Origin of the sequence: Serpentinicella alkaliphila, assembly GCF_018141405.1 — a bacterium.
GTDB classification, from domain to species: domain Bacteria; phylum Bacillota; class Clostridia; order Peptostreptococcales; family Natronincolaceae; genus Serpentinicella; species Serpentinicella alkaliphila.
This window is the reverse complement of record NZ_CP058648.1, coordinates 95,876-121,394: the sequence shown is the minus strand read 5'-3', so window position 1 is coordinate 121,394 and position 25,519 is coordinate 95,876. Positions and strand designations below refer to the sequence as shown.

The following is a 25,519-nucleotide window of genomic DNA, read 5'->3' as shown; positions in this document are numbered from 1 at the left end:
AAGTTGATGGAAACATCAACTTCTTTTTAAAATGTTGTAATTACATACAAAGGAGAAAAAAGTATGGATTATATAGAGGCTATAGAGTTTATTAAGAATACTATGAAATTTGGTAGTAAATTAGGGTTAGACAATATGAATAAGTTATTAAATCTATTAGATAGTCCTCAAGATAAGTTAAATATAATACACGTTGCTGGAACAAATGGTAAGGGATCTACTTGTGCTTTTATACAAAGTATATTAAAGGAAAGTGGATTTAGGGTTGGATTATATACTTCTCCTAGCATTGATGGGTTTACTGGAAGAATCAAAATAAACGATAGTAATATTAGGGGGGATAGATTTGCTGATGTTGCTAATAAAGTTAAAGATAAAATAAAAATAATGCTTTCAGAAGGAATGGATCACCCAACTGAATTTGAAATTATTACTGCTATGGCACTTTTATATTATTATGAAGAAAATGTAGATTTTGTAGTTTTAGAGGTGGGTTTAGGTGGTAGACTTGACGCTACAAATATAGTTAAGAATCCTCTTTTATCAGTTATAACACCTATTGGTTATGACCATATGGACTATCTTGGTGATACATTAGGTAAAATTGCCTTTGAAAAGGCTGGAATAGTAAAGGAAAATAATTTTGTTGTTACAGCTAACCAGGAAAATGAGGCTTTAGAAGTAATAAATGAGGTGGCTAAAGAAAAAGATAGCAAGGTGTATACTGTAGATTTAAGTTCTTTGGATATACATATTAGCGAATTAAATGATCAGTTGTTTTCTATAAAAATATTTGATCAAAAGTATTGTAATATGAATATTAAATTAAATGGAGTGCATCAAATTGAAAATGCTTGTTTAGCTTTAACTGCTATTGAAGTGCTTAAAGACCAAAGAAATATTCGAATTGATAAAGAGAGCATATATAAAGGGTTATTAAATACAAAATGGCCAGGAAGATTTGAAGTAATAAGTGAAAATCCATATACAATAATTGACGGGGCCCATAATGTTCATGCAGCAATTAGATTAAAGGAGACTATTGAAAAGGTAATTCCAGGTAAATCCATAATATTAGTAATTGGTATGTTAGGAGATAAAGATGTTGACGGTGTATTAGACCTCCTTATACCCTTAAGTAAGGAAATTGTTATAGCAGAGCCTAGCAATAGTAGAGCCTTGTCTATAATAGAACTGGAATCTAAAATAAAAAGAATCAGTCTTAACACCCATACAAGTTCAAATGTTGAAGAGGCATTAAATATTGCCCATTCATTGGCTAAAAAGGGCGATGTAATATTAGTTGCAGGTTCTTTATATTTAATAGAAAATGTACGAAGGATACTTGTAAATAAAAATAGCGATTAGTTTAACTATCGCTATTTTTGTTAGTAAGAAGTTTAATTATACTTCCATATATATTTTCAGAGTGATTATTCCAATTATTACATATCTCTTTAGCCTGGTTAGCATTGGCTACGTTAATGTATAAGCCAATAATTTGAGTTTCCTTTTCAACGACAGATAGATTAACAATAAAATCATTTTCTGCATTTTTAGTATAGTAGGCTTTTACTTGAGTACTCTTTATAATATCATTTTTCTTTTCTTTTATAAGGTTATCTATTCTTTCCTTTGTTTCCTTAGGTATTCTATTAATAAAAAATTCTAAAGTACTTTTTCCTTTGTCAGTTATTACGAAAAGTTCTTGATTATCTTTATCTATTTCTTTTATAAATTCAACCTCTTTTAACTCACTTATATACTGTTGAAGCATAAAAAAATTCATTAAATCATTTCCTAAGATAAGTTCAGTTATTTGACTATTCGTTAATGGAAGATTGATTTTATGTAGTATATATAATAAGGAAAGTTTGTTTTCCGCCAGTTGTTCAGACGTATGAGCAAACATTTAGTTACCTCCTCTAGCAAAGTCATTAATATCATATATTATATCACATAAATATAACTTGTTTAACTAGTAGGAATATATCACTAGAAAAATATAATCAAAAAGTTCTAAAAATCTAAATTTCCATAATTATAACAAATTATGGAACATAACTCCAATTCAATCGTCTATGTATAAAAGGATAAAATATAATAGTAATTTTTGTAATTAAATTGTAAGAATGTTACAAAGATATTAGGGTATCTATAATATTAGATTATTAAGGAGGGTAAGCGAAATGCGAAAAATATTGAGGGTTTGTATATTACTAACATTATCCTTATTTTTAATTGCGTCTACGGCTTTTGCAAATGGGTCAAATAACAGACTTATATCAAATCATGAAGAGGTGACCTATTCTATTACTAACAATGTTATTACCATTAGTTGGGGAGAAAAACCTACAGGTGGTTACTCAATTGAAATAACAGATTTAAAACTAGACCAAAACAATAATTTGCTAGTATATTATAAAACAGAAAGTCCAAAAGAAGGGGATATGGTTACCCTTGCTATAACCTATCCGAAGGATAGTATGACAATACCAACGGCACTTAGGGGTTATAGAGCTGTTAGATTAGTAAGTGAAGAAACAACTGAAGAAGTTACTTATTCTATAGCAAACAATGTAATAACTGTTCATTGGGGAGAAAAGCCAACAGGTGGATACTCTATTAAAATAACTGAATTAAAATTGGATTCTAATAATAATCTACTAGTTTATTACAAAACTGAAAGCCCTAAAGATAGAGATAGTGTAACTCTTGCTATAACCTATCCAAGGGACAGTATGACAATACCAACGGCACTTAGGGGTTATAGAGTTGTTAAATTAGTACATGATCATAGAACTGAAGAGATTACTTATTCTATAGAAAATAATGTAATAACTATTAGTTGGGGTGAAAAGCCAACAGGTGGATACTTCATTGAGATAACTGATTTAAAACTAGATAAAAATACTTTGTTAGTTTATTATAAGACAGAAAGTCCTAAAGCAGGTGACTTTGTCACTCAAGTAATAACATATCCTAAAGATAGTAAAGTAATCCCTGTAACTTTAAGAAGTTTTAATGAAGTCAAATTAGTTCTAGATGTAACTAAGGATAAAATAGAAGATAAAGAAAAGAAAAATGATGATAATCACCACCCTGGAAAAGGTCCAAATATTGATCGTATAGTTCAAAAAAGGATTGATAAATCAATTAAGAAGATTGAAAAAATAAATGATCGAATTACAAAAAATGATAAACAAATGGAAAAATTTCAGGAGCAATTAATTAAAACAGTAAAAAAAACAAATGTTACAGTTGAGCATTTCTTAGGGAAACTTGATTTCTTTGCAGATAGGTATACTAAAGAACAATTAGTAACAATACAAGACAATATTAATAAAAGATTAAATGAAGTTGAAAGAATAAGTAAATTTACTACAAGTGAAAAAACACAGCTTAGAAATAGACCTTTAGAAGATAGATTGTATATTAGAGGTGAAAAGTTAATCTACGATGTACCACCGGTAACAGTTAATGGTAGAACTCTGGTGCCTGTTAGAATAATATCCGAGTATTTAGGAGCTATAGTTGAGTGGGATAACAAACTTCAAAAAGTAACAATTACAAAAAATGATAATGTTATTGAGCTATTTATTAATAATAAAGTTGCTTGGGTAAATGGAAAAAAAGTAGAACTAGATGTACCTGCTTATCAACTAAATGGAAGAACAATGGTGCCTATTAGATTTATATGTGATGCATTAGGTGAAAGTCTAGATTATATAAGTGAAACTGGAGATATCGATATCGGGAATGGAAATCTAGATGCTATTCTACTTATATTAAACTAATTTAAAAAAACTAAAAAAGGAGAAGCTTTTACGCATCTCCTTTTTTAGTTTTTGCTTTAAGACTATTTACCACTCATGTTTCTTTCAGCTTGCTCAACTAATCTCTTAGTCATATATCCACCAACATAACCATTTTGGCGAGAAGTTAAATTACCTTTATCAATTTGTTCATAGTTTGATAATCCTAGTTCACTTGCTATTTCAGCTTTCATTTGGTTTAACGCTTGTCTCGCTTCTGGGACTACTATTCTATTATTTGATGGCATTTTGTCTTCCTCCTCGGTTAGTTTTTTTTCAACACCCTTTGTGGATGTTGTAATATTATTTTTACCGATAATTAATTTAATATGATTAGTATGTTTTGTTTTAATTAATTAAATATGGTAAAAAGATTTCTGTGTTTGAACTTTTCTATTTTGTTATAATAAGCTTAGGAGGTTTTGCAAAATGAATCAAAAGCAATTAAATGACTATATATTAGAATTAGGAGTATCAAAGGTATCCTATTGTAATCTAGAAGAATTTTTACCGGAAAAATATAAGCACTTAAAGAGTGGTATTTCCTTTGCTATACATTTATCAGAACAAATTATTGACGAAATAGATAAATTAGATGGACCAACTCATACTTATTTTCATCATTACAGAACTGTAAATAGTTTTATCGATCAAATTTCACTAAAAATAATGATGATATTACAGCAACATGGTTTTCTAGCATTAGCAGTTCCTGCTTCACAAACTATTAACGAAGAAGGTTGGAACTTTAAAGGCGTATTTCCTCACAGAACAGCTGCTACTAGATCAGGCTTAGGTTGGATTGGTAAAAGTTGTTGCTTAATAACTGAAGAATTTGGCCCTAGAATAAGATTAGGAACTGTGCTGACTAATATGTCATTAGAATATAATAAACCAATAGATATTTCAAAATGTGGTGAATGTAATGAGTGTGTTAAAGCCTGTCCAGCAATTGCTCTTAAAGGTGCTACTTGGAATCCAGGTATGGAGCGAGAAGAAATAATTGATGCTAGGGCCTGTAGTAATTATATGAGTACTCATTATAAACATATTGGCAGAGGTTCAGTCTGTGGTATTTGTATTAAAGTTTGCCCAAAAGGTGGAAGAGTAGGGTAATTACCCTACTCTAAGTTAATTTGTTATCCATAGGTGTTTTAATGTTCTTTCTATAGCCAGCGTCATGATTTTGTAATTGAGCTTCCTGTGATTTTATTTCACGGTGAAAATGTCGATCTTCAAACTTATAGGTTCTTGAACTTAGCTCAACCCTATGACCATTAATGTTGGTCCATTGACTCTTTCTTATAGACATAAAATCACCTCAATTATATTATAACCAAAGTCTTAAAAATATCTTAGATAATACTATTAGAATTAATTTTAAAACTAAACAAATAAGGAATAGATTGTTAAGATAGCAACTCCTGTTGCTATTTTTTTATTATTTTACAGGCAAGTTTTACAAATAAGGTAATAAAAGGTAAGAAAATAATAGTTGATATTACATTAAATAAAGTATGGGCATGAGCAATTTGTTGGGACATATTTATTGGTGATAGCATCATTACAACATTACAAAGTAAATTTATAAATGGAAAAATCAATAATGCCCCTAAAAGGTTAAAAAGCAAGTGAATAAGTGCAGCTCTTTTACCAGAAATATTTAAAGCAATTGATGATAATAGAGTAGTAACACATGTTCCAATATTTAAACCGATTAATATGGCAATTGCAGATTTTAATGTTATTAGGCTATTGCTAGATAAAGACTGAAGTATTGCTATACCAGTACTACTGCTCTGTATAATAGCAGTAGTTAGAAAACCCATAAGCAAACCTAAAGAGGGAGAGTTTCTAAGTTCAGATAATATTTCTTGAAATCTAATTACATTTTGTAAAGGTTCAATTCCTACTCTCATATTATCTATTCCTATAAATATAAGGCTAAAACCTATTAGGGCAATTCCTAGAGAATAGTATTTTTTTCTAAAGCAAAAGATTAACACTAAGCCGAATATAATAACTAATGATAAATATCTAGAAATATCCAATGCAATAAGTTGTCCAGTGATTGTAGTGCCAATATTCGCTCCCATAATTATTGAGGTTGCTTGATAAAGATTAAGTACTTGAGCGTCAACCAAACCAACTACAATAACCGTTGTACCACTGCTGGATTGTAACAAGGCTGTACATAAACCGCCTATAATGATACCTAAAAGAGGGTTTAATTTATAATTATTAATAATATTTTTAAAGTGAAAAGTAGTAGTATTATGTAATCCAGTTGAAAGTTGATGCATACCTAAAATAAAAAGACAAAACCCTGTAATAAATGTTGTAATATCTTTTAGAGCCAAAATTTTTCACCCCCTTGTCTAAATATACGTATATTGTTTGATTAGTAAAACAAAATTTTTTATAAACAAGATACTAGGGCTTGTACAATATTAAAAATAAGAATTAAAGCATAATCTTATTTCTAAAGAATAAATTTTTATTAGGACATTTTGACAAAAAGGGGGATTTGATTTGAAGATCTTTATATTATCTAAGAAAACTGTATATGCAGTAGTAATAGTATTATTAGTAGTTATAGCTTTAGCTGTATTTGCCACAAATTACAAGCATGAGGTAGCTAGTGTATTTACTAATACTAAAAAACTGCCAATATATAGTGTAGATACAAACGAGAAAAAGGTATCTATAAGCTTCGATGCTGCTTGGGGTGATGAGTTTACTAATGATATTTTAGATACTTTAGATAAGTATAATGTTAAATCTACTTTCTTTCTAGTAGGATTCTGGGTAGATAAATATCCTGATATGGTACAAAAGATACATGAGAAAGGACATGAAATTGGTAATCACTCATCAACACATCCACATATGTCTAAACTAAGTAAAGAACAAATAATAACTGAATTGAAGACAACAAATGATAAAATTGAGGCTATTACCGGTTATCACCCAATAGTTTTTAGACCTCCCTTTGGAGATTATAATAACCTTTTAATAGAAACAGCTAAGGAATTAGGTATATACACAATTCAATGGGACGTAGATTCTCTAGATTGGAAGGAAATGGGTGTAAAACCTGTAGTAGATCGAGTTTCAAAAAATACTAAAAACGGGTCTATTGTACTATTCCACAATAATGCGAAGCATATTTCAGAATTTCTTCCATTGGTAATTGAGCAATTACAGGGCCAAGGCTTTGAAATTGTTCCTATTTCAGAGTTAATCTATAAAGATAATTATACAATTGATCACTCTGGTAAACAAAAAAAAATAAAGTAATTCAATCAAGTTACATAAATAACTCATCCTTAGCAAATTATAAATAAAGCAACTGTTCAGAAATATTGAACAAGAGGAGATGAGTTAAAATGTTCATTGACGGAGTACAAATAAAAGGTGTAACTTGTGACTCAAGAAAAGTAGAGGAAGGTTTTGCTTTTTTTGCTTGTAAAGGTGAAAAAACCGATGGGCATTTTTTTATTAACGAGGCAATAGAGAAGGGTGCCGCTATTATTTATACTGACAGAGAGGTAGAATTAGTAAAACATGATAAGGTGATTATTAAAAAAGTTGATAATACAAGAAAATTTTTATCTGAGGTTTGTCATGAATTCTATGGTTTTCCATCAGAGAAAATGAAAGTAGTAGGTGTTACCGGTACGAACGGTAAAACAACAACAACTCACCTTATATATAATGTTTTAAGAAGTCAGGGAATTTCTGTAGGCTTAATAGGCACCCTATACATTAAAATTAATGACAAAACTTTTGATACTAAACTTACTACACCTGACGCAGAAGATATTTGCTACTATATGGATTTAATGGTAAAAGAAAATGTACAAGTAGTAGTAATGGAAGTGTCTTCTCATGCCTTAGAGAGCTATAGAGCATGTGGTATTCAGTTTGATATTGCTGTCCATACTAATATAGATGTGGACCATTTGAATCATCATAAGACAATGGAGAACTACATTTCAAGTAAAAAGAAATTATTTGATCAGCTACCTAGTGGAAAAATAGCCTTAATTAATTTAGATGATGAACATGGATTAAAACTATTAGATAGTAACGATAAAATTGTTGTTATTACATATGGACTTAATTCAAAATCAACTATTACTGCATCAAGTTTCGATGTAGATTATAATGTTGCATTTACATACTGTTTGCAAAGGGGACTAACTACTCTTTCAGGATTAGAGATTGAGCCCTTTGAGTATCCAATAGCTACTAATTTATTAGGGAAACATAATATGTACAATTTATTAGCAGCAATTACATGTTGTTTATTATTGGACATCCCTATTGAGAATATTTCACAAAGCTTAAAAATCGCTATAAAAATATTTAGAAGGATGGAAATAGTATATAATAAGGATTTTGTCATTATTGATGATACATGTCATAACCCTTCAAGCTACGATACAGTATTTAATACAGTACAAAATATGCAATTCAAAAATTTACATATTGTTAATGCGATAAGGGGAAATAGGGGTGAAGATATCAATATCGAAAATGCCGAAGTTATATGTAATTGGGCAGGTATTTTGAATATAAAAAATATATTAATTACATCAAGTAAGGATTGTGTAACAAAAAAAGATACTGTGAGTAGCTCAGAATTAAATCGATTTATAAAGGTTTTTAATGATAATAATATAGTTTATGAGTATCATGATAAGCTATATGAAGCGATAGAAAAGGTAATAGATTATGTTGAAGAAGGGGATTTAATATTGTTGTTAGGTGCACAGGGTATGGATATGGGCACAAAGTTTGCCCTATCCTTAATAAACACCAATAATCAATTAAATTTCCATCATAGTAAAGAACAAATTGGAGGTGAAATAAATAATTACCTAACATGAAAATAAATGACATATTTAGCTCCTTGAATGAATAAATATTTTTATAGATTGTACTAGTAGGAAATATAAAAGTTGGTCCTTAAGTACTATCAATAAATATAAACATAAGAATAGAAGGGGGCGTTGGCTTTATGCCAGATAATGTTATTGAAAACAATGTTGTAACACTTTTAGGTAAGATAATAGGTGAAAAGGAATTTAGTCACGAAATTTATGGAGAGGGATTTTATAGCTATAATATAATGATCCCTAGATTAAGTAATATAAGTGATACATTACCTTTAACCATATCTGAAAGGCTTTTAGTTGATATTAATTTAAAAGAGGGAGATACTGTAAAGGTAGAAGGTCAATTGCGTTCCTATAACAAATTTGTAGATGGAAATAATAGATTAATTTTAACTATATTTGTAAGAGAAATAGAAGCAATTGATAATTTACAACAGGTGAAAAACCCTAATCAAATTATGTTAGAAGGTTACGTATGTAAACAGCCAGGCTATAGGGAGACTCCATTTGGAAGAGAAATTACAGATTTATTGGTCGCAGTAAATAGACCATATAACAAATCAGATTATATACCATGTATAGCATGGGGAAGAAATGCTAGATTTTCTTCAAAGCTTCAGGTAGGAGACCAGATTAGAACCTGGGGACGTATTCAGAGTAGACAATACCAAAAGAAATTTGCTGATGGTAAAGTAATAGATAAGGTAGCTTATGAAGTTTCCATATCTAAAATGGAAAGAGTAGAAGAAGGAAATAATAGTATTAATAAATAATTAGGCATATTGAAAAATATAAAATCATGCTTTTTGATGTGTATATTGCTTTACACTCAAAAGGGATGGTTTTTTGTTATAGAGGCAGAATTACTTTAGAATGGTCTAAAAGGATAGCTAAGCTATCCTTTTACTTTTTTGTAAAAAGCATATTTCTCCAAAGATTAAATAATTCTTTATCATTCATATTGTTAATTTCTTCTTTGGAGTAATTATGTTTATCTAAATTATCATTTAAACATTCCTTTAAGTCTTCGGATATAAATTTATCGTTTATATGATTTTGTTCATTATCCACAGAACCACCCCCTAGTAGAAATATATGATTCTAAAATAAATTCCATGAAGTATACTTGTGTAAAAGTGAAAATGTTAAAGATTGAACATAGTAGATAGAAAGATTAATACTAGGAGTTAGTATATTTTTATTTGTTAAAAAGAGGAAATTAGTTAAAAATATAGAATTCTTTTTTATATGTAAAATGGTAACCTATGGGGGGCATCACTTTGTCATCAAACTTATTAAAGGATGAATTAAGTGTTAAAAATCTATTTTTACTGTTAGTATTCTCAAGTATTATGTATTTTTTAAGCCGTATGAACCACGTTTTTTTTCATACTTTAATCGAATTTATTTGTATTATGATAGCATTTAATATGCTTATACTTTCGATTAATACATACAAACTAAATTCTAAATTTTATATAATATTTTTGGGCATTGCCTTTGGCTTTATTGGAATTTTAGATTTTTTACATATGATTACCTTTGAAGGGGTAAATATTTTACCTAAAGAAAGTATTGAAATGACAATGGTATTTTGGGTTGCTTATAGACTGATGGAAAGCATCTCTATTTTAATTGCTTGTTTTTTAATTAATAAAAAATTTAATAACAAACTAAAATATATTGTAATAACCTATTTAGCTATAACCTCATTAATAATTTGGTCGGTTTATGTGATGGGTATTTTTTCTCATACTATTGATTCAAAAAATTTGTACTCTTTTAGGATTGGAGTTGAAACAATTGCAATTCTAATACTGTTTATATCATTAATAAAACTAATAAAAATAAAGCCTTTAATTGATAATACAACATATTCCTATATTAAACTAAGCATTATACTAACTTTAATATCTGAATTTCTTATAATATTTTATTTAGGGTTGTATAATACATGTTTTGTTTTAGGTAATATTTTTAAACTCCTATCATTTTACTATTTATATAAGGCAATTGTTCAAAAAGGCCTTAAAATACCATATACTAAATTAAAAAAAAGTGAGACTAAATATAGGAAGCTAATAGAGGCTTCACCAGATGGTATAGTTATTTATAATGGAAGAAATATTGTTTATGAAAACCAAAGCTTTAGAGAAATTCTTAGGATACCAACGGATTCATATGTGGGTACTAGTGATATATATAAATATGTTCCGACTGAACTACTAGAAGTTTTTAAAAAGCTCGATAACTTAGATGACAATTACAGTGATACAGTTGAATTAAACAAAATACTTGTAAACAATGTTGAACTTTCTATAGAGGTTGTTACAACTTTAATAGAATTTGATGGTGAGATGGCTATACTAATAATTATTAGGGATATAAATGAAAGAGTGAGGGCTCAAGAACTTGAAAAAAATAGACAGGCATTAGAGCAAAGTAAACTTTATGATAAAATGAAGACAGAATTTATATCAAATATAGCCCATGATCTTAGAACACCTTTAAATATTATCCTAGGTGTAAGTCAGTTAATGAATACGAATGGCCAAGAATATGGCAGTTTAGATATTAGTAAACTTAGAAAGTATATACATATGATTAAACAAAATTCCTATAGATTATTAAAACTAATTAATAACTTGATTGATATGACAAAATTAGAAGATAGGTCATTAATAATGAATTATAAAAACTATAATATTATTGATGTAGTAGAAAATGTTACTCTATCAGTAGCCAGTTATGTTGAAAGTAAAGGAATTGAATTAACTTTTGACACATCTACAGAAGAAAGAGTCATTAAATGTGACGCAGATTTAATGGAAAGAGTAGTGCTTAACTTAATTTCAAATGCAGTTAAGTTTACACCAAAAGGTGGAAAAATTATCTTAAACATTTATGAAGAAGTAGAGGATATAGTTATTACAATAGAAGATACCGGAATTGGTATACCTAAAGATGTAAAAGACACTATATTTAATAGGTTTAGGCAGTTAGATACACCTCTACACAGACAGCATTTAGGTAGTGGTATAGGGCTTTCATTAGTTAAATCTATAGTTGAAGAGCATAAAGGAACTATTACTGTTGATAGTCAAGTAGGAGTAGGAAGTATTTTCTCTATAAGGCTGCCGATGGAAAACCAAGTTCAAAGTGAAGCTGTTTTTGAAGAAATTGCTATTACTAATAATACAAATATTGAACGTATTAATATAGAGTTTTCAGACATATATTCAAATAATAACTAAAGGAGAGATTATAGTGGCAAATAGTAATAATCTGATTGTAGTAATCGTCATTCTTTTCATTATATTGATTTCAATACAGTACTCCTTAAATAAGATTATTGTGTTATTAAGAGACATAAAAGGAATACTAATGCAGAATAATAGAAGAAATAACAATTCTAATTAAATTGACAAGTTTTCATATATAATTTAGAATTATACTTATATATTTTATAATTGGAGGCTCATCATGGATATAGAAAAAAAAGTTTGGGAAGTACTTTGTTCTGAGGAAGCAATAAAGCAAAGATTATCAGAATTAGGTAAAGAAATTACTGAGAAGTATGAGGGAAAAAAACTATATATTGTTTCTTTACTAAAGGGAAGTTTTATTTTCACTGCTGATTTAGTTAGGGAAATCAAAATACCTGTTAAAATAAATTTTATGACTACTTCAAGCTACGGTCATTCTGAAGAAACCAGTGGTAATGTTGAAATAGTAACGGATTTAGATGAAGATTTAACGGAGTATGATATTTTAATTGTTGATGACATAACAGATTCTGGATTAACAATGAAGTTTGTAAAAGAGCATCTTGAACGCAAAAATCCTAGAAGTGTTAATTGCTGTGTGCTTTTAGATAAGCCTGATAGAAGACAAGTTGAGTTAGTACCAACTTATATTGGTTTTACAATACCAGATAAATTTGTTGTTGGATACGGTTTAAACTATGGGGACTATTATAGAAATATACCATATGTATTTGTTGTTACTGACAAAGATAGAGAATAAGAAATATTATTTAAATATTAAAAGCTGCCTTGATTGGCAGCTTTTATAGTTATACATTACTTACGAAGATCTTCTAGCATTTTAACTTTTTCACAAGTTTTCGAGTCTTTATTTTTAATTACTTTAGCCGGAACCCCTGCTACGACTGTGTTCGGTGGAACATCTTTAGTCACTATGGAACCGGCTGCTATTACAGATCCTTTTCCTATAGTTACCCCTTCTAGTACAACAACATTAGCTCCAATAAATACATCATCCTCTATTACAACTGGAACACTACTAGGTGGTTCTAAAACTCCAGCAATAATGGACCCGGCACCAACATGAACATTTTTCCCAATAGTTCCCCTAGCACCTATAACACAGTTCATATCAATCATTGAGTTTTCTCCTATTGATGAACCAATGTTGATTACTGCCCCCATCATTATTACAGCATTTTTTTCAATAGTTACACCTTCTCTAATAATAGCTCCAGGTTCTATCCGGGCTTCTAAGTTTAATATATTTAAAAGAGGGATTGCTGAATTCCGTCTGTCATATTCCATATGATAATCAATAATTGTTTCCTTATTATCTTCTAAGACAACGGAAATATGTTTATATTCCCCGAATAAAATCCAAAAATTAGCTGACCCAAACACCCTTATATTATTATCTGTTATATTTTTTATAGACCCATTAATATATACTTTAACAGGGGTAGTTTTAGGAGAAGATCGTATAAATTTTGCAATGGCCAAAGGATCATTGAAATTTATGGTCATTTGTTATCATTCCTTTCAAAAATTGTTATAAATATATAATAAGTTCGTATTATTAAATAAAAAGCACCTATAATAACTTATGAGGAGTAAGTATTAAAAATCCTTATAAATATAAATTTTTTGGAAAATTTTTAAAAAGTTGAATAAAAATCTAAATAAATATAGAATAGAAATAGTAATGTCTGAAAGGATGATAATTTTGAAAATAAGTGACAAGGTTAAAAGTATTGAAGATATAATGATGAGAGCTAGGCAACAGCTACATATGATACCCGAAGTAGCTTACGAAGAATTTAAAACTGCAAAGTACATAGAGGGCTATTTAGAGGATTTAAATATAATGTACGAATCTGAAATTGCTGGCACTGGAATTGTAGCTTTTTTAAAAGGTAGTGAGTCTAAAAAAACTATTTGTTTTAGAGCAGATATGGATGCGTTAAATGTGCAGGAACAAAATGAAGTAGAATATAAATCCCAACATGAAAATAAAATGCATGCCTGTGGACATGATGGACATATGGCAATTCTATTAGGTCTAGCTAAATATTTGAAGGAAAATGAAAGTGATTTAATGGATAATGTACTATTATTATTCCAACCAGCTGAAGAAGGTCCTGGTGGGGCACTACCGATGATAGAAAGTGGCATATTTAAAAAATATAATGTTACTGAGGTCTATGGACTACATTTATTTCCTAATATTAATGAGGGGAAAATAGGTGTTAAATCTGGACCAATGATGTCTGGTACAGGTGAATTTGATATTAAAATAACTGGAAGAGGTGGCCATGGGGCAATGCCACATGAGGCCATAGATAGTGTATTAATTGCTAGCGACATGGTGTCTAGATTACAATCAATAATCAGTAGAGGAATTAATCCTATTCAACCGGCTGTCATAACAGTTGGTAAATTGGTTGCAGGTGAAATAAGAAATGTTATTGCTAAGAGTGCAGTACTAGAGGGGACTATAAGATCATTTAATGATGATGTTTATAATATTGTTAAGGAAAAGATGTATCATATTGCAAAGGGCCTCGAAATTACCTATGGCTGCTCTATAGATATAAGCATAAGAGATATGTATCCCGCAGTAATTAATGATGTAAAGCTAACGAAGTATTTTATTGAATCCCAAGATTCTGGAACTATAGAAATAATTGAACCTATTATGTTAGCAGAGGACTTTTCCTATTATCAAAAAGAAGTACCAGGGGTATTTTTCTTTTTAGGAACTAAGAATGAACAGAAAAACTATACCTTTGCACTTCATAATGGCTGCTTTAATTTTGATGAAAAGGTTTTAACTTGTGGACTACAAGCTTATGTCAATATACTTGTAAAAAGGGAGTCATTGAAGTAAAAGAAGTAAAAGAAAAAAATGAAATGGATGTGATGTATTGCGAGGTAAACTTAAGGTAATTGACGGGAATATCTTATACTTAATAAGTGCTTTAATATACTTTGCTATAGGGTTATTTGTGCATTTTGAAGATGAGAGACTATCTTTAATCGCAATTCAGTTTTTTGTTGTACTATTACCAACAATTATTTATATTAAGGTAAAAGGCGCAAGTCTTAAAGAGACCTTAAGATTAAAAAAAATAAGAGTTAAGCATTGCTTTCTAGTGGGCATAATTACGATACTTTTATATCCCTTAGCCATGCTCGGTAATATTATAATATTAATACTTTTAAGTCTTTTTGGTGAGCTACAACCACCACAAATACCAACTCCAAATAATGTTGTTGAATATTTTATACTAATATTGATAGTTTCCCTTGTAGCGGGTATATGTGAAGAAGTGTTATTTAGGGGGTTTATGTTAAGTGCATACGAAAAAATTGGGAAAACAAAGGCGATAATTATTACATCAATCCTATTTGGATTCTTTCACTTTAACCTATACAATTTATTTGGACCAATCGTCTTGGGGCTTGTATTTGGATATTTAGTCTTTTTAACAGATTCAATCTTTGCAGGAATTATTGGGCATATGGTCAACAACGGATTTGCCATGACCCTATCATTCTTAATTAACATAGTAACAGAGAAATTTCCAATAGATGAATTGCCTGCTGAACCAGACATGTCCATAACAACGTCACTTATGATGAGTTTTGTTTTTTTGGCTATAGTTTCTATTATTACAGGATTTATAGCCTATGTACTATTTGAACATATTAGAAAGGACATAAAAAAGTTAGAGGAAGTAATAATATATGAGGATGAAGTAAAATTCGAAGAAAATAATTTGGTAGAAGAAAGTAGTGAAATCTATATAACTAAATTTAGTGATTTTGTACCATTAATATTTATTGTCCCTTTATATGCTTTTGTAATTTTATTTCAAATAAAACAATTATTAGGCTTCGTATAACAATGAATAATCCTCTCATAATTTCACAATACTATATTATGGGAGGTATTTTTTATGGGAAAAACAAATAAGGAAAAAATAACCCCAGAGCTAAGACTAAAATATGAAATAGCTACGGAGTTAGATTTGATGGACAAAGTAATGAAATTTGGATGGGGTGGGTTAACTGCTAAGGAAACTGGCCGAATAGGCGGTATAATGACCGCGCGAAAAAAGAGCAAGAAGTCTTAGTGTATTGACATATAAGGGTTTTCGTGATACTCTTATATTTGATAAGAGAATTAACTCTTACTAATTATTAAAAAGTTTTAGGAGGAATTTGTAACATGGAAAAAGGTACAGTAAAATGGTTTAATGGTGAAAAAGGTTTTGGATTTATTTCAAGAGCAAACGGGGAAGACGTATTCGTACATTTCTCAGCTATCGTAATGGACGGGTTCAAAACTTTAGAAGAAGGTCAACAAGTTGAATTTGAAATTGTTCAAGGAGATAAAGGACCTCAAGCTACAAATGTAAGAAGAGCATAATTAATAAATATATTATTGTAGCTGTTTCCCGATAGGGATTTTATATAAAGATAAACTCTTTATTTACATAAACAAGTTAGCTTTCTAACTTGTTTTTTTTGCGTAATATAATAATGACAATAAATTTAAATAAACAATGCAAATAATACGTAGTTATTTGCTATAATGGGAAAGTACTATGGTAACATATTTCATTTAATGTAAATTATAGATTTACTATTCATAAATATTTTACATAGTTTCAACTAAAATTCTTACACTAAGTTGTGTAGGAAACTATAATGTGAGGTGTCCATATGAAAAATATAGTTTTAAGAGCTACAGCAAGCAATGATGATATAAGGGTATTTGTTGCTAATACAACACAAATGGTTGAAGAGGCCCGCAAGATTCATGATGCGTCACCTGTTGCCATTGCCGCATTAGGAAGAACTATGACTGCAACGTCTATTATGGGATTAATGTTAAAGAATGAAGGACAAATGGTAACTGTAAGGATAAATGGCAATGGTCCCTTAGGACCAATCGTAGTTGTAAGTGATCATAAAGGAATGGTTAAAGGGTATGTATCTAATCCCCATGTTGAAGGTTCGAATATTCGACCTGGTAAGCTTAATGTAGGAGAAGCTGTCGGAAGAGACGGAAAAATAACAGTAATTAGAGATTTAGGCTTAAAGGAACCCTACTCAGGTACATATGAGCTGGCAACCGGTGAGATTGCCGAAGACTTTGCTTCGTACTTTTTTTACTCTGAGCAACAACCATCCGTTGTGGCCCTCGGAGTATTAGTAGATACAGATTATACTGTAAAGGCTGCAGGGGGCTTTATAATACAAGTTTTACCAGGTGCTTCTGATGAAACCATAGATAAATTAGAAAAGAAAATAGAAACCTTTGAGCCAATTACAAAGCTTATGGAAAGAGGGTTTGCAGAAGAAGATATTTTAAATTATATTCTAGGAGAGTTCGATGTAAGGATACTAGATAGGAATGAAGTTGGTTTTGTATGTGATTGTAGTATAGAGAGGTTCGAAAGGGCATTGATAAGTTTAGGAAGAAGAGATTTAGAGGAAATCATTAGAGAAGATAAAGGTGCTGAGTTACATTGTCACTTCTGTAACCATAAATATTTTTTCAATGAGGACCATCTTTTAAGTCTTATTCAAAAATAAAAATTAGATGAGTTTAGCGAATAAGCTAACTCATTTTTTTTGACCACTTAAAACTTTTTAGAATTTTCAAAAAAATCCAAAAAGTATATTGACATTATGTACTTTGACTGATAAAATCTTTAAATATAATAAATATTCTGAAAAAAGCGCAGACGGAGAAGGGTATTCTACAATACAGTTTAAGAGAGTCAGTGGTTGGTGCAAACTGATAGCTGTAGTATTATACAGATCACTCCCGAGCTATATCTCTGAATTAAAGTAAGAGATAATCGGTGGCAACGTTATAGCTAAGACTTTTAAAGCCTACAGAGAAGCTTTTGTTATTTTTAACAAAAGAATTAGGGTGGTAACGCGTGGAAAAATTCCTCGTCCCTGCTATTTTATTCGCAGGGGCTTTTTTATTACCTTTCTCTAAGAGTAAGAGAATGTTTATTGAAGTATCAATTATCTGTAAAGGGGGAATGTTATGCAGAAGCATATACTTTCAGTTTTAGTTGAAAATCAACCGGGGGTACTTAGTAGAGTGGCGGGACTCTTCAGTAGAAGAGGATACAATATTGACAGTTTATCCGTTGGAGAAACGGAGAATCCAGCATACTCAAGAATGACAATAGTCGTACACGGAGATGATTTGACCTTAGAACAGATTAAAAAGCAATTAGCTAAACTAGTAGATGTTATTAAGGTGGTTGAACTTAAGGAAGAGGATGCAGTACAAAGAGAGTTAGCTTTAATAAAGGTAAAAGCAGACTCAAAGGCAAGAACATCTGTAATTGAGGTAGTTGCAGTATTTAGAGCAAAAATAATCGATGTTGCTACAGAGAGCTTAACCGTAGAAATCACAGGTGATAAACAAAAAATTGCAGCGTTTATAGAAATAATGAAGACTTATGAGATTAAAGAAATTGTTCGCACCGGCCTCACGGCAATAGGGCGCTCATATATTTAAATATTAAAAAATAGGAGGAATTAAAAATGGCGAAATTATATTATGAGAAGGATTGTAACTTAAATTTATTAAATGGGAAAACTGTAGCAGTTATAGGGTATGGAAGTCAAGGTCATGCCCATGCATTAAACTTACATGAGTCTGGAGTAAACGTTGTAGTAGGATTATATGAAGGAAGTAAGTCTTGGGCAAAGGCAGAAGAGGCTGGATTAAAAGTAGCTGTAGCATCTGAGGCAGCAGCACAAGCAGACGTTATCATTATATTAGTTAATGACGAAAAACAGGCTAAACTATATAAAGAAAGTATTGAACCTAATTTAAAAGCAGGAAAATCTTTAGTATTTGCTCATGGTTTTAATATTCACTATGGACAAATAGTGCCACCAGCAGATGTTAACGTATTCATGGTTGCTCCAAAGGGACCAGGACACACTGTTAGAAGTCAATTCCAAGAAGGAAAAGGGGTTCCATGCTTAATCGCAGTATACCAAGATGTAACTGGAGATACAAAGGATTTAGCCTTAGCTTATGCAGCAGGAGTAGGTGGAGCAAGAGCAGGAATTCTTGAGACAACATTTAAAGAAGAAACAGAAACAGATTTATTTGGAGAGCAAGCAGTACTTTGTGGTGGAGTTTCTGAATTAATTAAAGCAGGCTTTGAAGTTCTTGTAGAGGCTGGATACCAACCAGAAAGTGCATACTTTGAATGTTTACATGAAATGAAGCTAATCGTTGATATGATTAACGAGGGCGGTTTAGAATATATGAGATACTCAATCAGTGATACTGCTGAATACGGGGATTACTCAGTTGGAAAGAGAATAGTTACTGATGAAACTAAAAAAGAAATGAAAAAGGTTTTATCTGAAGTACAAGATGGAACATTTGCAAGAAATTGGATCCTAGAAAACCAAACAAATAGACCAGGATTTAATGCTAGAAGAAGATTAGAAGCTGATCATCAAATAGAGACAGTAGGAAAAGAATTAAGAAAAATGATGAGCTGGGCAAAAAGATAAGGTTAGGTGATATATATGGCGAGGGCAATTAAAATATTTGATACTACTTTAAGAGATGGTGAACAGTCTCCAGGATGTAGCATGAATATAAAGGAAAAAATTGAGATTGCAAAGCAGCTGGAGAAAATGGGAGTAGATGTAATAGAAGCAGGATTTGCTATTGTATCCCCAGGGGATTTTGCATCTGTCAAAGCTGTCGCAAAAACTATAAAAAATGCAGCCGTAGCCAGTTTATGCAGAGCCATGCCAAAGGATATAGATAGAGCATATGAGGCATTAAAATATGCACAGCAACCAAGAATACACACTTTTATAGCGACTTCTGATATCCATATGAAATATAAATTAAGAGCTAGTGAAGATGAAGTATTAGAAACAGCTATTAATATGGTAAAGTATGCTAAAAAGTATTGTAGCGATGTGGAATTCTCTGCTGAGGATGCTTCTAGAAGTAACCCAGAGTTTTTATTCAAAGTATTTGAAGGGGTTATAAAGGCTGGGGCTACAGTAATAAATGTGCCAGATACTGTAGGATATACAGTACCAGACGAATATTATAACTTAATTAGAAGTATAAGAGAAAACGTTTCTAATATTGACAAGGCAGAAATATCAGTTCACTGCCACAATGACTTAGGTATGGCAGTAGCAAATACCCTAGCAGCAGCTAGAGCTGGAGCTACACAGCTTGAGTGTACAATCAATGGTATTGGTGAGAGAGCGGGTAATGCTGCGATGGAAGAGATTGTAATGGCCTTAAATACAAGAAAAGACTTTTATGGTCTTGCGTCAAAGGTTGATACTACACAGATTTATGCAGCAAGTCAACTTTTAACTAAGATTACTGGTATGAAGGTTCAGCATAATAAGGCTATAGTTGGGAAAAATGCTTTTGCCCATGAGGCTGGAATTCATCAACATGGAGTTCTAGCTAACTCTAGCACTTATGAAATTATGACTCCAGAATCAATTGGATTAACAACAAATAGTCTTGTACTTGGTAAACATTCAGGACGACATGCTTTTGAAAGTAGACTAAACGAGCTTGGGTATACTCTATCCCAAGAACAATTAGATAAAATCTTCGAAAACTTTAAAGAGTTAACTGACAAAAAGAAAGTAATCTATGATAAAGATTTAGAGGCGTTAATTCAAGAGAAGGCAATTGAAGTGATAGAAACATGTAAGTTAAATCAATTTACAATTAATTGCGGTAATACCATAACTTCAACAGCAACAGTTAACATTACTAAAAACAATCAAGAGTTTGAAGAGGTTTCCTTAGGTCATGGACCAATTGATGCTGCATTTAAAGCTATTGAAAAAATTGTAGATGATAGATTTGATTTAGAAGACTATTCATTAAACTCAATTACTGAAGGTGAAGATGCCCAGGGTGAGGCAATAGTTAAAATTAGAAGGTATGGTAGACTTTATACTGGTCGTGGTATAAGTACAGATGTTATTGAGGCAAGTATAAAAGCTTACATTAATGCAATTAATAAAATGTTAAACGATTCGGAACAACAGGAGGTGTAATATCATGCCTAAAAAGATTGAAATTTTTGACTCTACACTAAGAGACGGCGCACAAGCAGAAGGGATTTCCTTTTCTGTGGAAGATAAAATAAAAATAGTTAAGGCATTAGATTCTCTAAATATAACCTACATTGAGGCAGGTAACCCAGGTTCTAACCCAAAGGATTTAGAATTTTTTAGAAGGATGAAAAGTCAAAATCTAAAGAATAGTAAACTAACAGCCTTTGGGAGTACTAGAAGACCAGGTATTACAGCCGAAGAAGACATAAATATTCAATCTTTACTAGAGGCAGATACTCCTGTAGTTGCAGTATTCGGTAAGAGTTGGGATTTTCATGTAACTGAAATTATTAAGACTACTTTAGATGAGAATTTAAATATGCTTAGGGATACAATACAGTTTCTTAAAAGTAAAGGAAAAGAAGTTATGTTTGATGCAGAACACTTCTTTGATGGATATAAGGCTAACTCTGAATACGCAATGGAAACCTTAAGGGCAGCTAAAGAAGGTGGAGCGGATTGGTTAGTATTATGCGAAACTAATGGTGGAGCATTCCCAGATGAAATTTACAGAATTACAAAAGAAGTTGTAGATACCTTTAATATAAAAGTAGGAATACACTGCCATAACGACTGTGGTATGGCAGTGGCTAATTCTATAATGGCTGTCGAAGCTGGAGCTACACAAATACAAGGGACTTATCTCGGATTTGGTGAACGTTGTGGTAACGCGAACTTAAGTACACTTATAGGAAATTTACAGGTTAAAAAGGGTTTAGAATGTATACCTAAAAATCAAATTGTTAATTTGACACCTGTTGCTAGATATATTGCTGAAATTACTAATATTTCGATAAATGAAAGAGAACCATATATAGGAAACACAGCCTTTGCGCATAAAGGTGGTATGCATATCGATGGAGTTAGTAAAGCTACCCACTCATTTGAGCATATTAATCCTGAAACTGTAGGTAATAAAAGAAGATTCTTAATGTCAGAGGTTTCTGGTAAAAGTACAATATTAAATAAAATACAAAGAATTAATCCTAGTATTACAAAGGATTCTCCAGAGACTCAGGCTATTATTGATAGGCTGAAGGAACTTGAACATATGGGATATCAGTTCGAAGGTGCAGAAAGTACTTTTGAGTTAATTATAAGGAAGCAATTAGGAAAATATAGACCTTTCTTTGAACTTATACATTATAAGATAATGGGCGAACAACCGGCAGCGGACCCGGAAACAAGCTCATCGGTATTAGTTAAGATAAATGTAGATGGTCAAGAGGAGTTAACTGTTGCAGAAGGAAATGGACCGGTTAACGCATTGGATAAGGCACTTAGAAAAGCACTAGAGGTGTTTTATCCTTCAATTAGAGATGTTCACCTTACTGACTATAAGGTTAGGGTGTTAGATACAAAAACAGCAACGGCTGCTAAAGTTAGGGTATTAATCGAATCTTCCGATGGGCATAATGTTTGGAGTACTGTCGGAGTGTCTTCTGATATAATTGAGGCCAGCTGGATTGCCTTAGTTGACTCAATGGAATATAAGTTGATTAAGGATATCGAGGAAAAAGTTAAAGCGTATATATAAGAGTTAAAAGAGGTAACAGATACTAATAGGAAAAAATGAGGTGGATGGAATGAAATTTAAGATAGCAACTATACCCGGTGATGGAATCGGACCAGATATAATAGAGCAAACCATATTAGTTTTAGAGAAGATTGGTGCAAAATATGGACATCAATTTGAGTTTCAAGAAGTGTTAGCAGGAGGATGTGCCATTGATGCAGTTGGTGAGCCTCTACCTCAAGAAACTATAGAAGTATGTAAAAAAAGCGACTCTGTACTTCTAGGAGCTGTAGGGGGACCTAAATGGGATAACCTACCTGGCAATGGAAGACCTGAACAAGCCCTTTTAGGCTTAAGAAGTGCTTTAGGTCTATATGCTAACCTAAGACCAGCAGTTCTTCATGAAGCACTTAAGGATGCCTGTCCATTAAAACCTGAAATAATCGGGGATGGTTTGGATATATGTGTTGTTAGAGAATTAACTGGTGGTATTTACTTCGGGGATAGAGGGAGAAGACCTGAAGGTAAGCTAGGTGAAGAAGCCTATGATACAGAAGCCTACAGTGTTGGAGAAGTTGAAAGAATAGCAAAGACTGCCTTTGATATAGCAATGAAGAGAAATAAAAAGGTTACAAGTGTAGATAAGGCTAATATATTAGAGAGTTCAAGATTATGGCGTTCAGTTGTAAACGAAGTTGCAAAGCAGTATCCTGAGGTTACTTTAGAGCATATGTATGTTGATAATGCAGCTATGCAACTTGTAAGAGACCCTAAGCAATTTGATGTAATGGTTACAACAAATATGTTTGGAGATATTTTATCAGATGAAGCAAGTATGATTACGGGTTCAATAGGTATGCTTCCATCAGCTAGTTTAGGTGAGGGCGGATTAGGAATGTATGAGCCAATTCATGGATCAGCTCCAGACATAGCTGGTCAAGATAAGGCAAACCCAATTGCAACAGTTCTATCTGCCGCAATGATGCTTAGATATTCCTTTGGTTTAGAGGAAGAAGCTAATACTATAGAGGAAGCAGTAACAAAAGTTCTTAATCTAGGATATAGAACAGGGGATATAATGAGTGCAGGAATGAAACTTGTAGGAACTAAAGGGATGGGTAAATTACTAATTGATGCTATATAGATAATGTTGTTACTAGAAGGAGTGATATAATGAGAAGCCATAGTGTTACAAAAGGAGTAGAGAGGGCCCCACATCGTTCTTTATTTAAGGCAATGGGCTTTAGTGATGAAGAACTAAATCAGCCTTTAATTGGAGTTGTAAATGCGAAAAATGAAATCGTCCCAGGACATATTTATTTAGATAAAATTGCAGAAGCAGTAAAGACAGGAATTAGATTAAAGGGTGGAACTCCAATTGAATTCCCTGCTATTGGAGTTTGTGACGGTATTTCAATGGGTCATATAGGAATGAAATATTCCTTAGCATCTAGAGAACTTATTGCTGACTCTATAGAAGCTATGGCAATGGCTCATGGATTTGATGCCCTAGTAATGATACCAAACTGCGATAAAATTGTTCCAGCGATGCTTATGGCAGCTGGAAGAGTTAATATACCTACTATATTAGTTAGCGGTGGACCAATGCTAGCTGGAAAAGTTAACAATGTTAGTGTAAGCTTATCCAATGTTTTTGAAGCAGTGGGGTCAGTAAAAGCTGGGAAAATGACTGAAGATGAATTATTACAGTTTGAAAATAAAGCCTGTCCTAGTTGTGGGTCTTGTTCAGGTATGTTTACGGCAAACAGTATGAACTGTTTAACTGAGGTTCTAGGTATGGGGCTTCCTGGTAATGGAACTATACCAGCTGTTTATGCTGAAAGAATAAGACTTGCTAAAAAAGCAGGTATGACTATAATGGATTTACTAGAAAAGGATATAAGACCTAGAGATATAATGACTCAAAAAGCCTTTGATAATGCTTTAACAGTTGATATGGCATTAGGATGTAGTACTAATAGTATGCTTCATTTACCTGCTATAGCTCATGAAGTAGGAATTGAACTAGATTTAGAGTTAGCTAACGTTATTAGTGCAAGAACTCCAAATCTTTGTAAATTAAGTCCAGCAGGACCGGACCATATTGAAGATCTATATGCTGCTGGTGGAGTATCAGCCGTAATGAAGGAGCTTTCTAAAAAGAATTTACTTCATTTAGACATTCCAACTGTAACAGGAAACGATGTTGAAGGTAATATTAAAAATGCTGTTAATTTGAATCCAAATGTAATTAGACCAGTAGAAAAACCATATAGTGAGACAGGTGGAATCGCAGTATTAAAGGGTAATCTAGCACCTAATGGGTGTGTAGTAAAACGTTCAGCAGTGGCACCTGAGATGTTAAAGCATCAAGGACCAGCAAAAGTTTTTGAGTCAGAGGAAGAAGTAATTGAAGCTATCCTAGGTGGTAAAGTTAATAAAGGAGAAGTTTTAGTTATAAGGTACGAGGGGCCAAAAGGTGGTCCAGGAATGAGAGAGATGTTAGCTCCAACCTCTGCCTTAGCGGGAATGGGACTAGATAAGGATGTTGCTTTAATAACCGACGGTAGATTTAGCGGTGCTACAAGAGGTGCATCTATAGGCCATGTGTCACCAGAGGCTGCAGAAGGCGGCACAATTGCATTAGTTAAAGAAGGCGATATAATCTCTATAGATATAAACAAAGGAACTATTTATTTAGACGTAAGTGAAGAAGAGTTAGCTGAGAGGAAACAATTATGGAAAGCGCCGGAAGCAAAAATCAAAACTGGTTATTTAGCTAGATATGCGAAATTAGTAACCTCTGCAAGTACAGGTGCGGTGCTTAAGGTATAAAAAGGGGGC

26 protein-coding genes and 1 other annotated feature are annotated in these 25,519 nt (G+C 31.8%); of the genes, 20 read left to right on the top strand and 6 right to left on the bottom strand.

Annotated elements, in window-relative coordinates; genetic code table 11:
* Positions 1-63: 63 nt before the first annotated feature.
* Entirely contained in the window at positions 64-1,368 is a 1,305-nt protein-coding gene (locus tag HZR23_RS00765) for a bifunctional folylpolyglutamate synthase/dihydrofolate synthase (protein WP_132847829.1), read from the top strand.
* Position 1,369: 1 nt separating this feature from the next.
* Here the strand turns inward: HZR23_RS00765 and HZR23_RS00760 are convergent, their stop codons facing one another.
* Positions 1,370-1,912, bottom strand: coding sequence for a DUF4364 family protein (locus tag HZR23_RS00760; RefSeq protein WP_132847830.1), 543 nt, complete (start codon positions 1,910-1,912; stop codon positions 1,370-1,372).
* Between the two features lie 277 nt (positions 1,913-2,189).
* On the opposite strand from HZR23_RS00760, the gene HZR23_RS00755 reads away from it, so the two are divergent.
* Positions 2,190-3,797, top strand: coding sequence for a protease complex subunit PrcB family protein (locus HZR23_RS00755; RefSeq protein WP_132847831.1), 1,608 nt, complete (start codon positions 2,190-2,192; stop codon positions 3,795-3,797).
* 62 nt (positions 3,798-3,859) lie between these two features.
* Here the strand turns inward: HZR23_RS00755 and HZR23_RS00750 are convergent, their stop codons facing one another.
* The gene (locus tag HZR23_RS00750; protein WP_132847832.1) at positions 3,860-4,063 is read right to left on the bottom strand and encodes an alpha/beta-type small acid-soluble spore protein; all 204 of its coding nucleotides are present in this window, start codon (positions 4,061-4,063) and stop codon (positions 3,860-3,862) included.
* Positions 4,064-4,244: 181 nt separating this feature from the next.
* Between HZR23_RS00750 and HZR23_RS00745 the strand changes: the two genes are divergently transcribed.
* Positions 4,245-4,931, top strand: a complete 687-nt coding sequence (locus HZR23_RS00745) for a 4Fe-4S double cluster binding domain-containing protein (protein ID WP_132847833.1) — start codon at positions 4,245-4,247, stop codon at positions 4,929-4,931.
* Positions 4,932-4,941: 10 nt separating this feature from the next.
* Here HZR23_RS00745 and HZR23_RS00740 read toward each other — a convergent pair whose 3' ends face one another.
* Entirely contained in the window at positions 4,942-5,127 is a 186-nt protein-coding gene (locus HZR23_RS00740) for a hypothetical protein (RefSeq protein WP_132847834.1), read from the bottom strand.
* A 118-nt stretch (positions 5,128-5,245) separates the two neighbouring features.
* Positions 5,246-6,175, bottom strand: a complete 930-nt coding sequence (locus tag HZR23_RS00735; protein ID WP_243098175.1) for a Na/Pi cotransporter family protein — start codon at positions 6,173-6,175, stop codon at positions 5,246-5,248.
* 172 nt (positions 6,176-6,347) lie between these two features.
* On the opposite strand from HZR23_RS00735, the gene HZR23_RS00730 reads away from it, so the two are divergent.
* The 3 genes from HZR23_RS00730 to HZR23_RS00720 all read left to right on the top strand — a co-directional run bounded on the left by HZR23_RS00730 (position 6,348) and on the right by HZR23_RS00720 (position 9,492).
* Positions 6,348-7,115: a polysaccharide deacetylase family protein gene (locus HZR23_RS00730; protein ID WP_132847835.1), complete on the top strand. Its 768-nt coding sequence runs from the start codon at positions 6,348-6,350 to the stop codon at positions 7,113-7,115.
* Between the two features lie 89 nt (positions 7,116-7,204).
* Positions 7,205-8,710 (top strand): Mur ligase family protein, encoded by a 1,506-nt coding sequence (locus HZR23_RS00725; protein ID WP_132847836.1) that lies wholly within the window; start codon positions 7,205-7,207, stop codon positions 8,708-8,710.
* A 131-nt stretch (positions 8,711-8,841) separates the two neighbouring features.
* Complete coding sequence (locus tag HZR23_RS00720) at positions 8,842-9,492, top strand: single-stranded DNA-binding protein (RefSeq protein ID WP_132847837.1); 651 nt, start codon at positions 8,842-8,844, stop codon at positions 9,490-9,492.
* A 130-nt stretch (positions 9,493-9,622) separates the two neighbouring features.
* Here HZR23_RS00720 and HZR23_RS00715 read toward each other — a convergent pair whose 3' ends face one another.
* Positions 9,623-9,790 (bottom strand): hypothetical protein, encoded by a 168-nt coding sequence (locus tag HZR23_RS00715; protein WP_165913630.1) that lies wholly within the window; start codon positions 9,788-9,790, stop codon positions 9,623-9,625.
* Between the two features lie 209 nt (positions 9,791-9,999).
* Here HZR23_RS00715 and HZR23_RS00710 point away from each other — a divergent pair, with 209 nt between their 5' ends.
* The 3 genes from HZR23_RS00710 to hpt all read left to right on the top strand — a co-directional run bounded on the left by HZR23_RS00710 (position 10,000) and on the right by hpt (position 12,745).
* Positions 10,000-11,973: a sensor histidine kinase gene (locus tag HZR23_RS00710; protein WP_165913631.1), complete on the top strand. Its 1,974-nt coding sequence runs from the start codon at positions 10,000-10,002 to the stop codon at positions 11,971-11,973.
* Between the two features lie 13 nt (positions 11,974-11,986).
* Entirely contained in the window at positions 11,987-12,139 is a 153-nt protein-coding gene (locus HZR23_RS00705; protein ID WP_165913627.1) for a hypothetical protein, read from the top strand.
* A gap of 63 nt (positions 12,140-12,202) precedes the next feature.
* The gene (gene hpt, locus HZR23_RS00700; RefSeq protein ID WP_132847839.1) at positions 12,203-12,745 is read left to right on the top strand and encodes a hypoxanthine phosphoribosyltransferase; all 543 of its coding nucleotides are present in this window, start codon (positions 12,203-12,205) and stop codon (positions 12,743-12,745) included.
* Between the two features lie 56 nt (positions 12,746-12,801).
* On the opposite strand, the gene dapD is transcribed toward hpt, so the two are convergent.
* The gene (gene dapD / locus HZR23_RS00695) at positions 12,802-13,512 is read right to left on the bottom strand and encodes a 2,3,4,5-tetrahydropyridine-2,6-dicarboxylate N-acetyltransferase (RefSeq protein WP_132847840.1); all 711 of its coding nucleotides are present in this window, start codon (positions 13,510-13,512) and stop codon (positions 12,802-12,804) included.
* Between the two features lie 139 nt (positions 13,513-13,651).
* Between dapD and HZR23_RS00690 the strand changes: the two genes are divergently transcribed.
* From HZR23_RS00690 to ilvD, 11 genes are all read left to right on the top strand, one after another.
* Positions 13,652-14,875, top strand: a complete 1,224-nt coding sequence (locus HZR23_RS00690) for a M20 metallopeptidase family protein (RefSeq protein ID WP_249536716.1) — start codon at positions 13,652-13,654, stop codon at positions 14,873-14,875.
* A gap of 37 nt (positions 14,876-14,912) precedes the next feature.
* Entirely contained in the window at positions 14,913-15,893 is a 981-nt protein-coding gene (locus HZR23_RS00685; protein WP_132847842.1) for a type II CAAX endopeptidase family protein, read from the top strand.
* Between the two features lie 54 nt (positions 15,894-15,947).
* Complete coding sequence (locus HZR23_RS00680; RefSeq protein WP_132847843.1) at positions 15,948-16,124, top strand: small, acid-soluble spore protein, alpha/beta type; 177 nt, start codon at positions 15,948-15,950, stop codon at positions 16,122-16,124.
* Positions 16,125-16,219: 95 nt separating this feature from the next.
* Positions 16,220-16,420 carry a cold-shock protein gene (locus HZR23_RS00675; RefSeq protein ID WP_132847844.1) on the top strand — a complete coding sequence of 67 codons (201 nt, stop codon included), beginning with the start codon at positions 16,220-16,222 and terminating at the stop codon, positions 16,418-16,420.
* Positions 16,421-16,716: 296 nt separating this feature from the next.
* On the top strand, positions 16,717-17,592 hold the full coding sequence (gene hslO, locus HZR23_RS00670; protein WP_132847845.1) for an Hsp33 family molecular chaperone HslO: 876 nt from the start codon (positions 16,717-16,719) through the stop codon (positions 17,590-17,592).
* A 140-nt stretch (positions 17,593-17,732) separates the two neighbouring features.
* Positions 17,733-17,969: a binding site (T-box leader), on the top strand.
* Between the two features lie 89 nt (positions 17,970-18,058).
* Positions 18,059-18,541: an acetolactate synthase small subunit gene (gene ilvN, locus HZR23_RS00665; RefSeq protein ID WP_132847846.1), complete on the top strand. Its 483-nt coding sequence runs from the start codon at positions 18,059-18,061 to the stop codon at positions 18,539-18,541.
* A gap of 26 nt (positions 18,542-18,567) precedes the next feature.
* Positions 18,568-19,560, top strand: a complete 993-nt coding sequence (ilvC, locus tag HZR23_RS00660; RefSeq protein ID WP_132847847.1) for a ketol-acid reductoisomerase — start codon at positions 18,568-18,570, stop codon at positions 19,558-19,560.
* Positions 19,561-19,575: 15 nt separating this feature from the next.
* Positions 19,576-21,099, top strand: a complete 1,524-nt coding sequence (locus tag HZR23_RS00655) for a 2-isopropylmalate synthase (RefSeq protein ID WP_132847848.1) — start codon at positions 19,576-19,578, stop codon at positions 21,097-21,099.
* Positions 21,100-21,103: 4 nt separating this feature from the next.
* Positions 21,104-22,696, top strand: a complete 1,593-nt coding sequence (cimA, locus tag HZR23_RS00650; RefSeq protein ID WP_132847849.1) for a citramalate synthase — start codon at positions 21,104-21,106, stop codon at positions 22,694-22,696.
* Positions 22,697-22,745: 49 nt separating this feature from the next.
* Positions 22,746-23,819, top strand: a complete 1,074-nt coding sequence (gene leuB, locus HZR23_RS00645) for a 3-isopropylmalate dehydrogenase (protein ID WP_132847850.1) — start codon at positions 22,746-22,748, stop codon at positions 23,817-23,819.
* A gap of 29 nt (positions 23,820-23,848) precedes the next feature.
* A complete protein-coding gene (gene ilvD, locus HZR23_RS00640; RefSeq protein WP_132847851.1) occupies positions 23,849-25,510 on the top strand; it encodes a dihydroxy-acid dehydratase in 1,662 nt (553 codons plus the stop codon).
* The last annotated feature ends 9 nt before the right edge of the window (positions 25,511-25,519 follow it).

What these genes read in the sequence shown, in the direction of transcription:
- HZR23_RS00765 (WP_132847829.1), top strand. Translation starts at nt 64, where the DNA reads ATGGATTATATAGAGGCTATAGAGTTTATTAAGAATACTATGAAATTT.
- HZR23_RS00760 (WP_132847830.1), bottom strand. Translation starts at nt 1,912, where the DNA reads ATGTTTGCTCATACGTCTGAACAACTGGCGGAAAACAAACTTTCCTTA.
- HZR23_RS00755 (WP_132847831.1), top strand. Translation starts at nt 2,190, where the DNA reads ATGCGAAAAATATTGAGGGTTTGTATATTACTAACATTATCCTTATTT.
- HZR23_RS00750 (WP_132847832.1), bottom strand. Translation starts at nt 4,063, where the DNA reads ATGCCATCAAATAATAGAATAGTAGTCCCAGAAGCGAGACAAGCGTTA.
- HZR23_RS00745 (WP_132847833.1), top strand. Translation starts at nt 4,245, where the DNA reads ATGAATCAAAAGCAATTAAATGACTATATATTAGAATTAGGAGTATCA.
- HZR23_RS00740 (WP_132847834.1), bottom strand. Translation starts at nt 5,127, where the DNA reads ATGTCTATAAGAAAGAGTCAATGGACCAACATTAATGGTCATAGGGTT.
- HZR23_RS00725 (WP_132847836.1), top strand. Translation starts at nt 7,205, where the DNA reads ATGTTCATTGACGGAGTACAAATAAAAGGTGTAACTTGTGACTCAAGA.
- HZR23_RS00720 (WP_132847837.1), top strand. Translation starts at nt 8,842, where the DNA reads ATGCCAGATAATGTTATTGAAAACAATGTTGTAACACTTTTAGGTAAG.
- hpt (WP_132847839.1), top strand. Translation starts at nt 12,203, where the DNA reads ATGGATATAGAAAAAAAAGTTTGGGAAGTACTTTGTTCTGAGGAAGCA.
- dapD (WP_132847840.1), bottom strand. Translation starts at nt 13,512, where the DNA reads ATGACCATAAATTTCAATGATCCTTTGGCCATTGCAAAATTTATACGA.
- HZR23_RS00680 (WP_132847843.1), top strand. Translation starts at nt 15,948, where the DNA reads ATGGGAAAAACAAATAAGGAAAAAATAACCCCAGAGCTAAGACTAAAA.
- HZR23_RS00675 (WP_132847844.1), top strand. Translation starts at nt 16,220, where the DNA reads ATGGAAAAAGGTACAGTAAAATGGTTTAATGGTGAAAAAGGTTTTGGA.
- hslO (WP_132847845.1), top strand. Translation starts at nt 16,717, where the DNA reads ATGAAAAATATAGTTTTAAGAGCTACAGCAAGCAATGATGATATAAGG.
- ilvN (WP_132847846.1), top strand. Translation starts at nt 18,059, where the DNA reads ATGCAGAAGCATATACTTTCAGTTTTAGTTGAAAATCAACCGGGGGTA.
- ilvC (WP_132847847.1), top strand. Translation starts at nt 18,568, where the DNA reads ATGGCGAAATTATATTATGAGAAGGATTGTAACTTAAATTTATTAAAT.
- HZR23_RS00655 (WP_132847848.1), top strand. Translation starts at nt 19,576, where the DNA reads ATGGCGAGGGCAATTAAAATATTTGATACTACTTTAAGAGATGGTGAA.
- cimA (WP_132847849.1), top strand. Translation starts at nt 21,104, where the DNA reads ATGCCTAAAAAGATTGAAATTTTTGACTCTACACTAAGAGACGGCGCA.
- leuB (WP_132847850.1), top strand. Translation starts at nt 22,746, where the DNA reads ATGAAATTTAAGATAGCAACTATACCCGGTGATGGAATCGGACCAGAT.
- ilvD (WP_132847851.1), top strand. Translation starts at nt 23,849, where the DNA reads ATGAGAAGCCATAGTGTTACAAAAGGAGTAGAGAGGGCCCCACATCGT.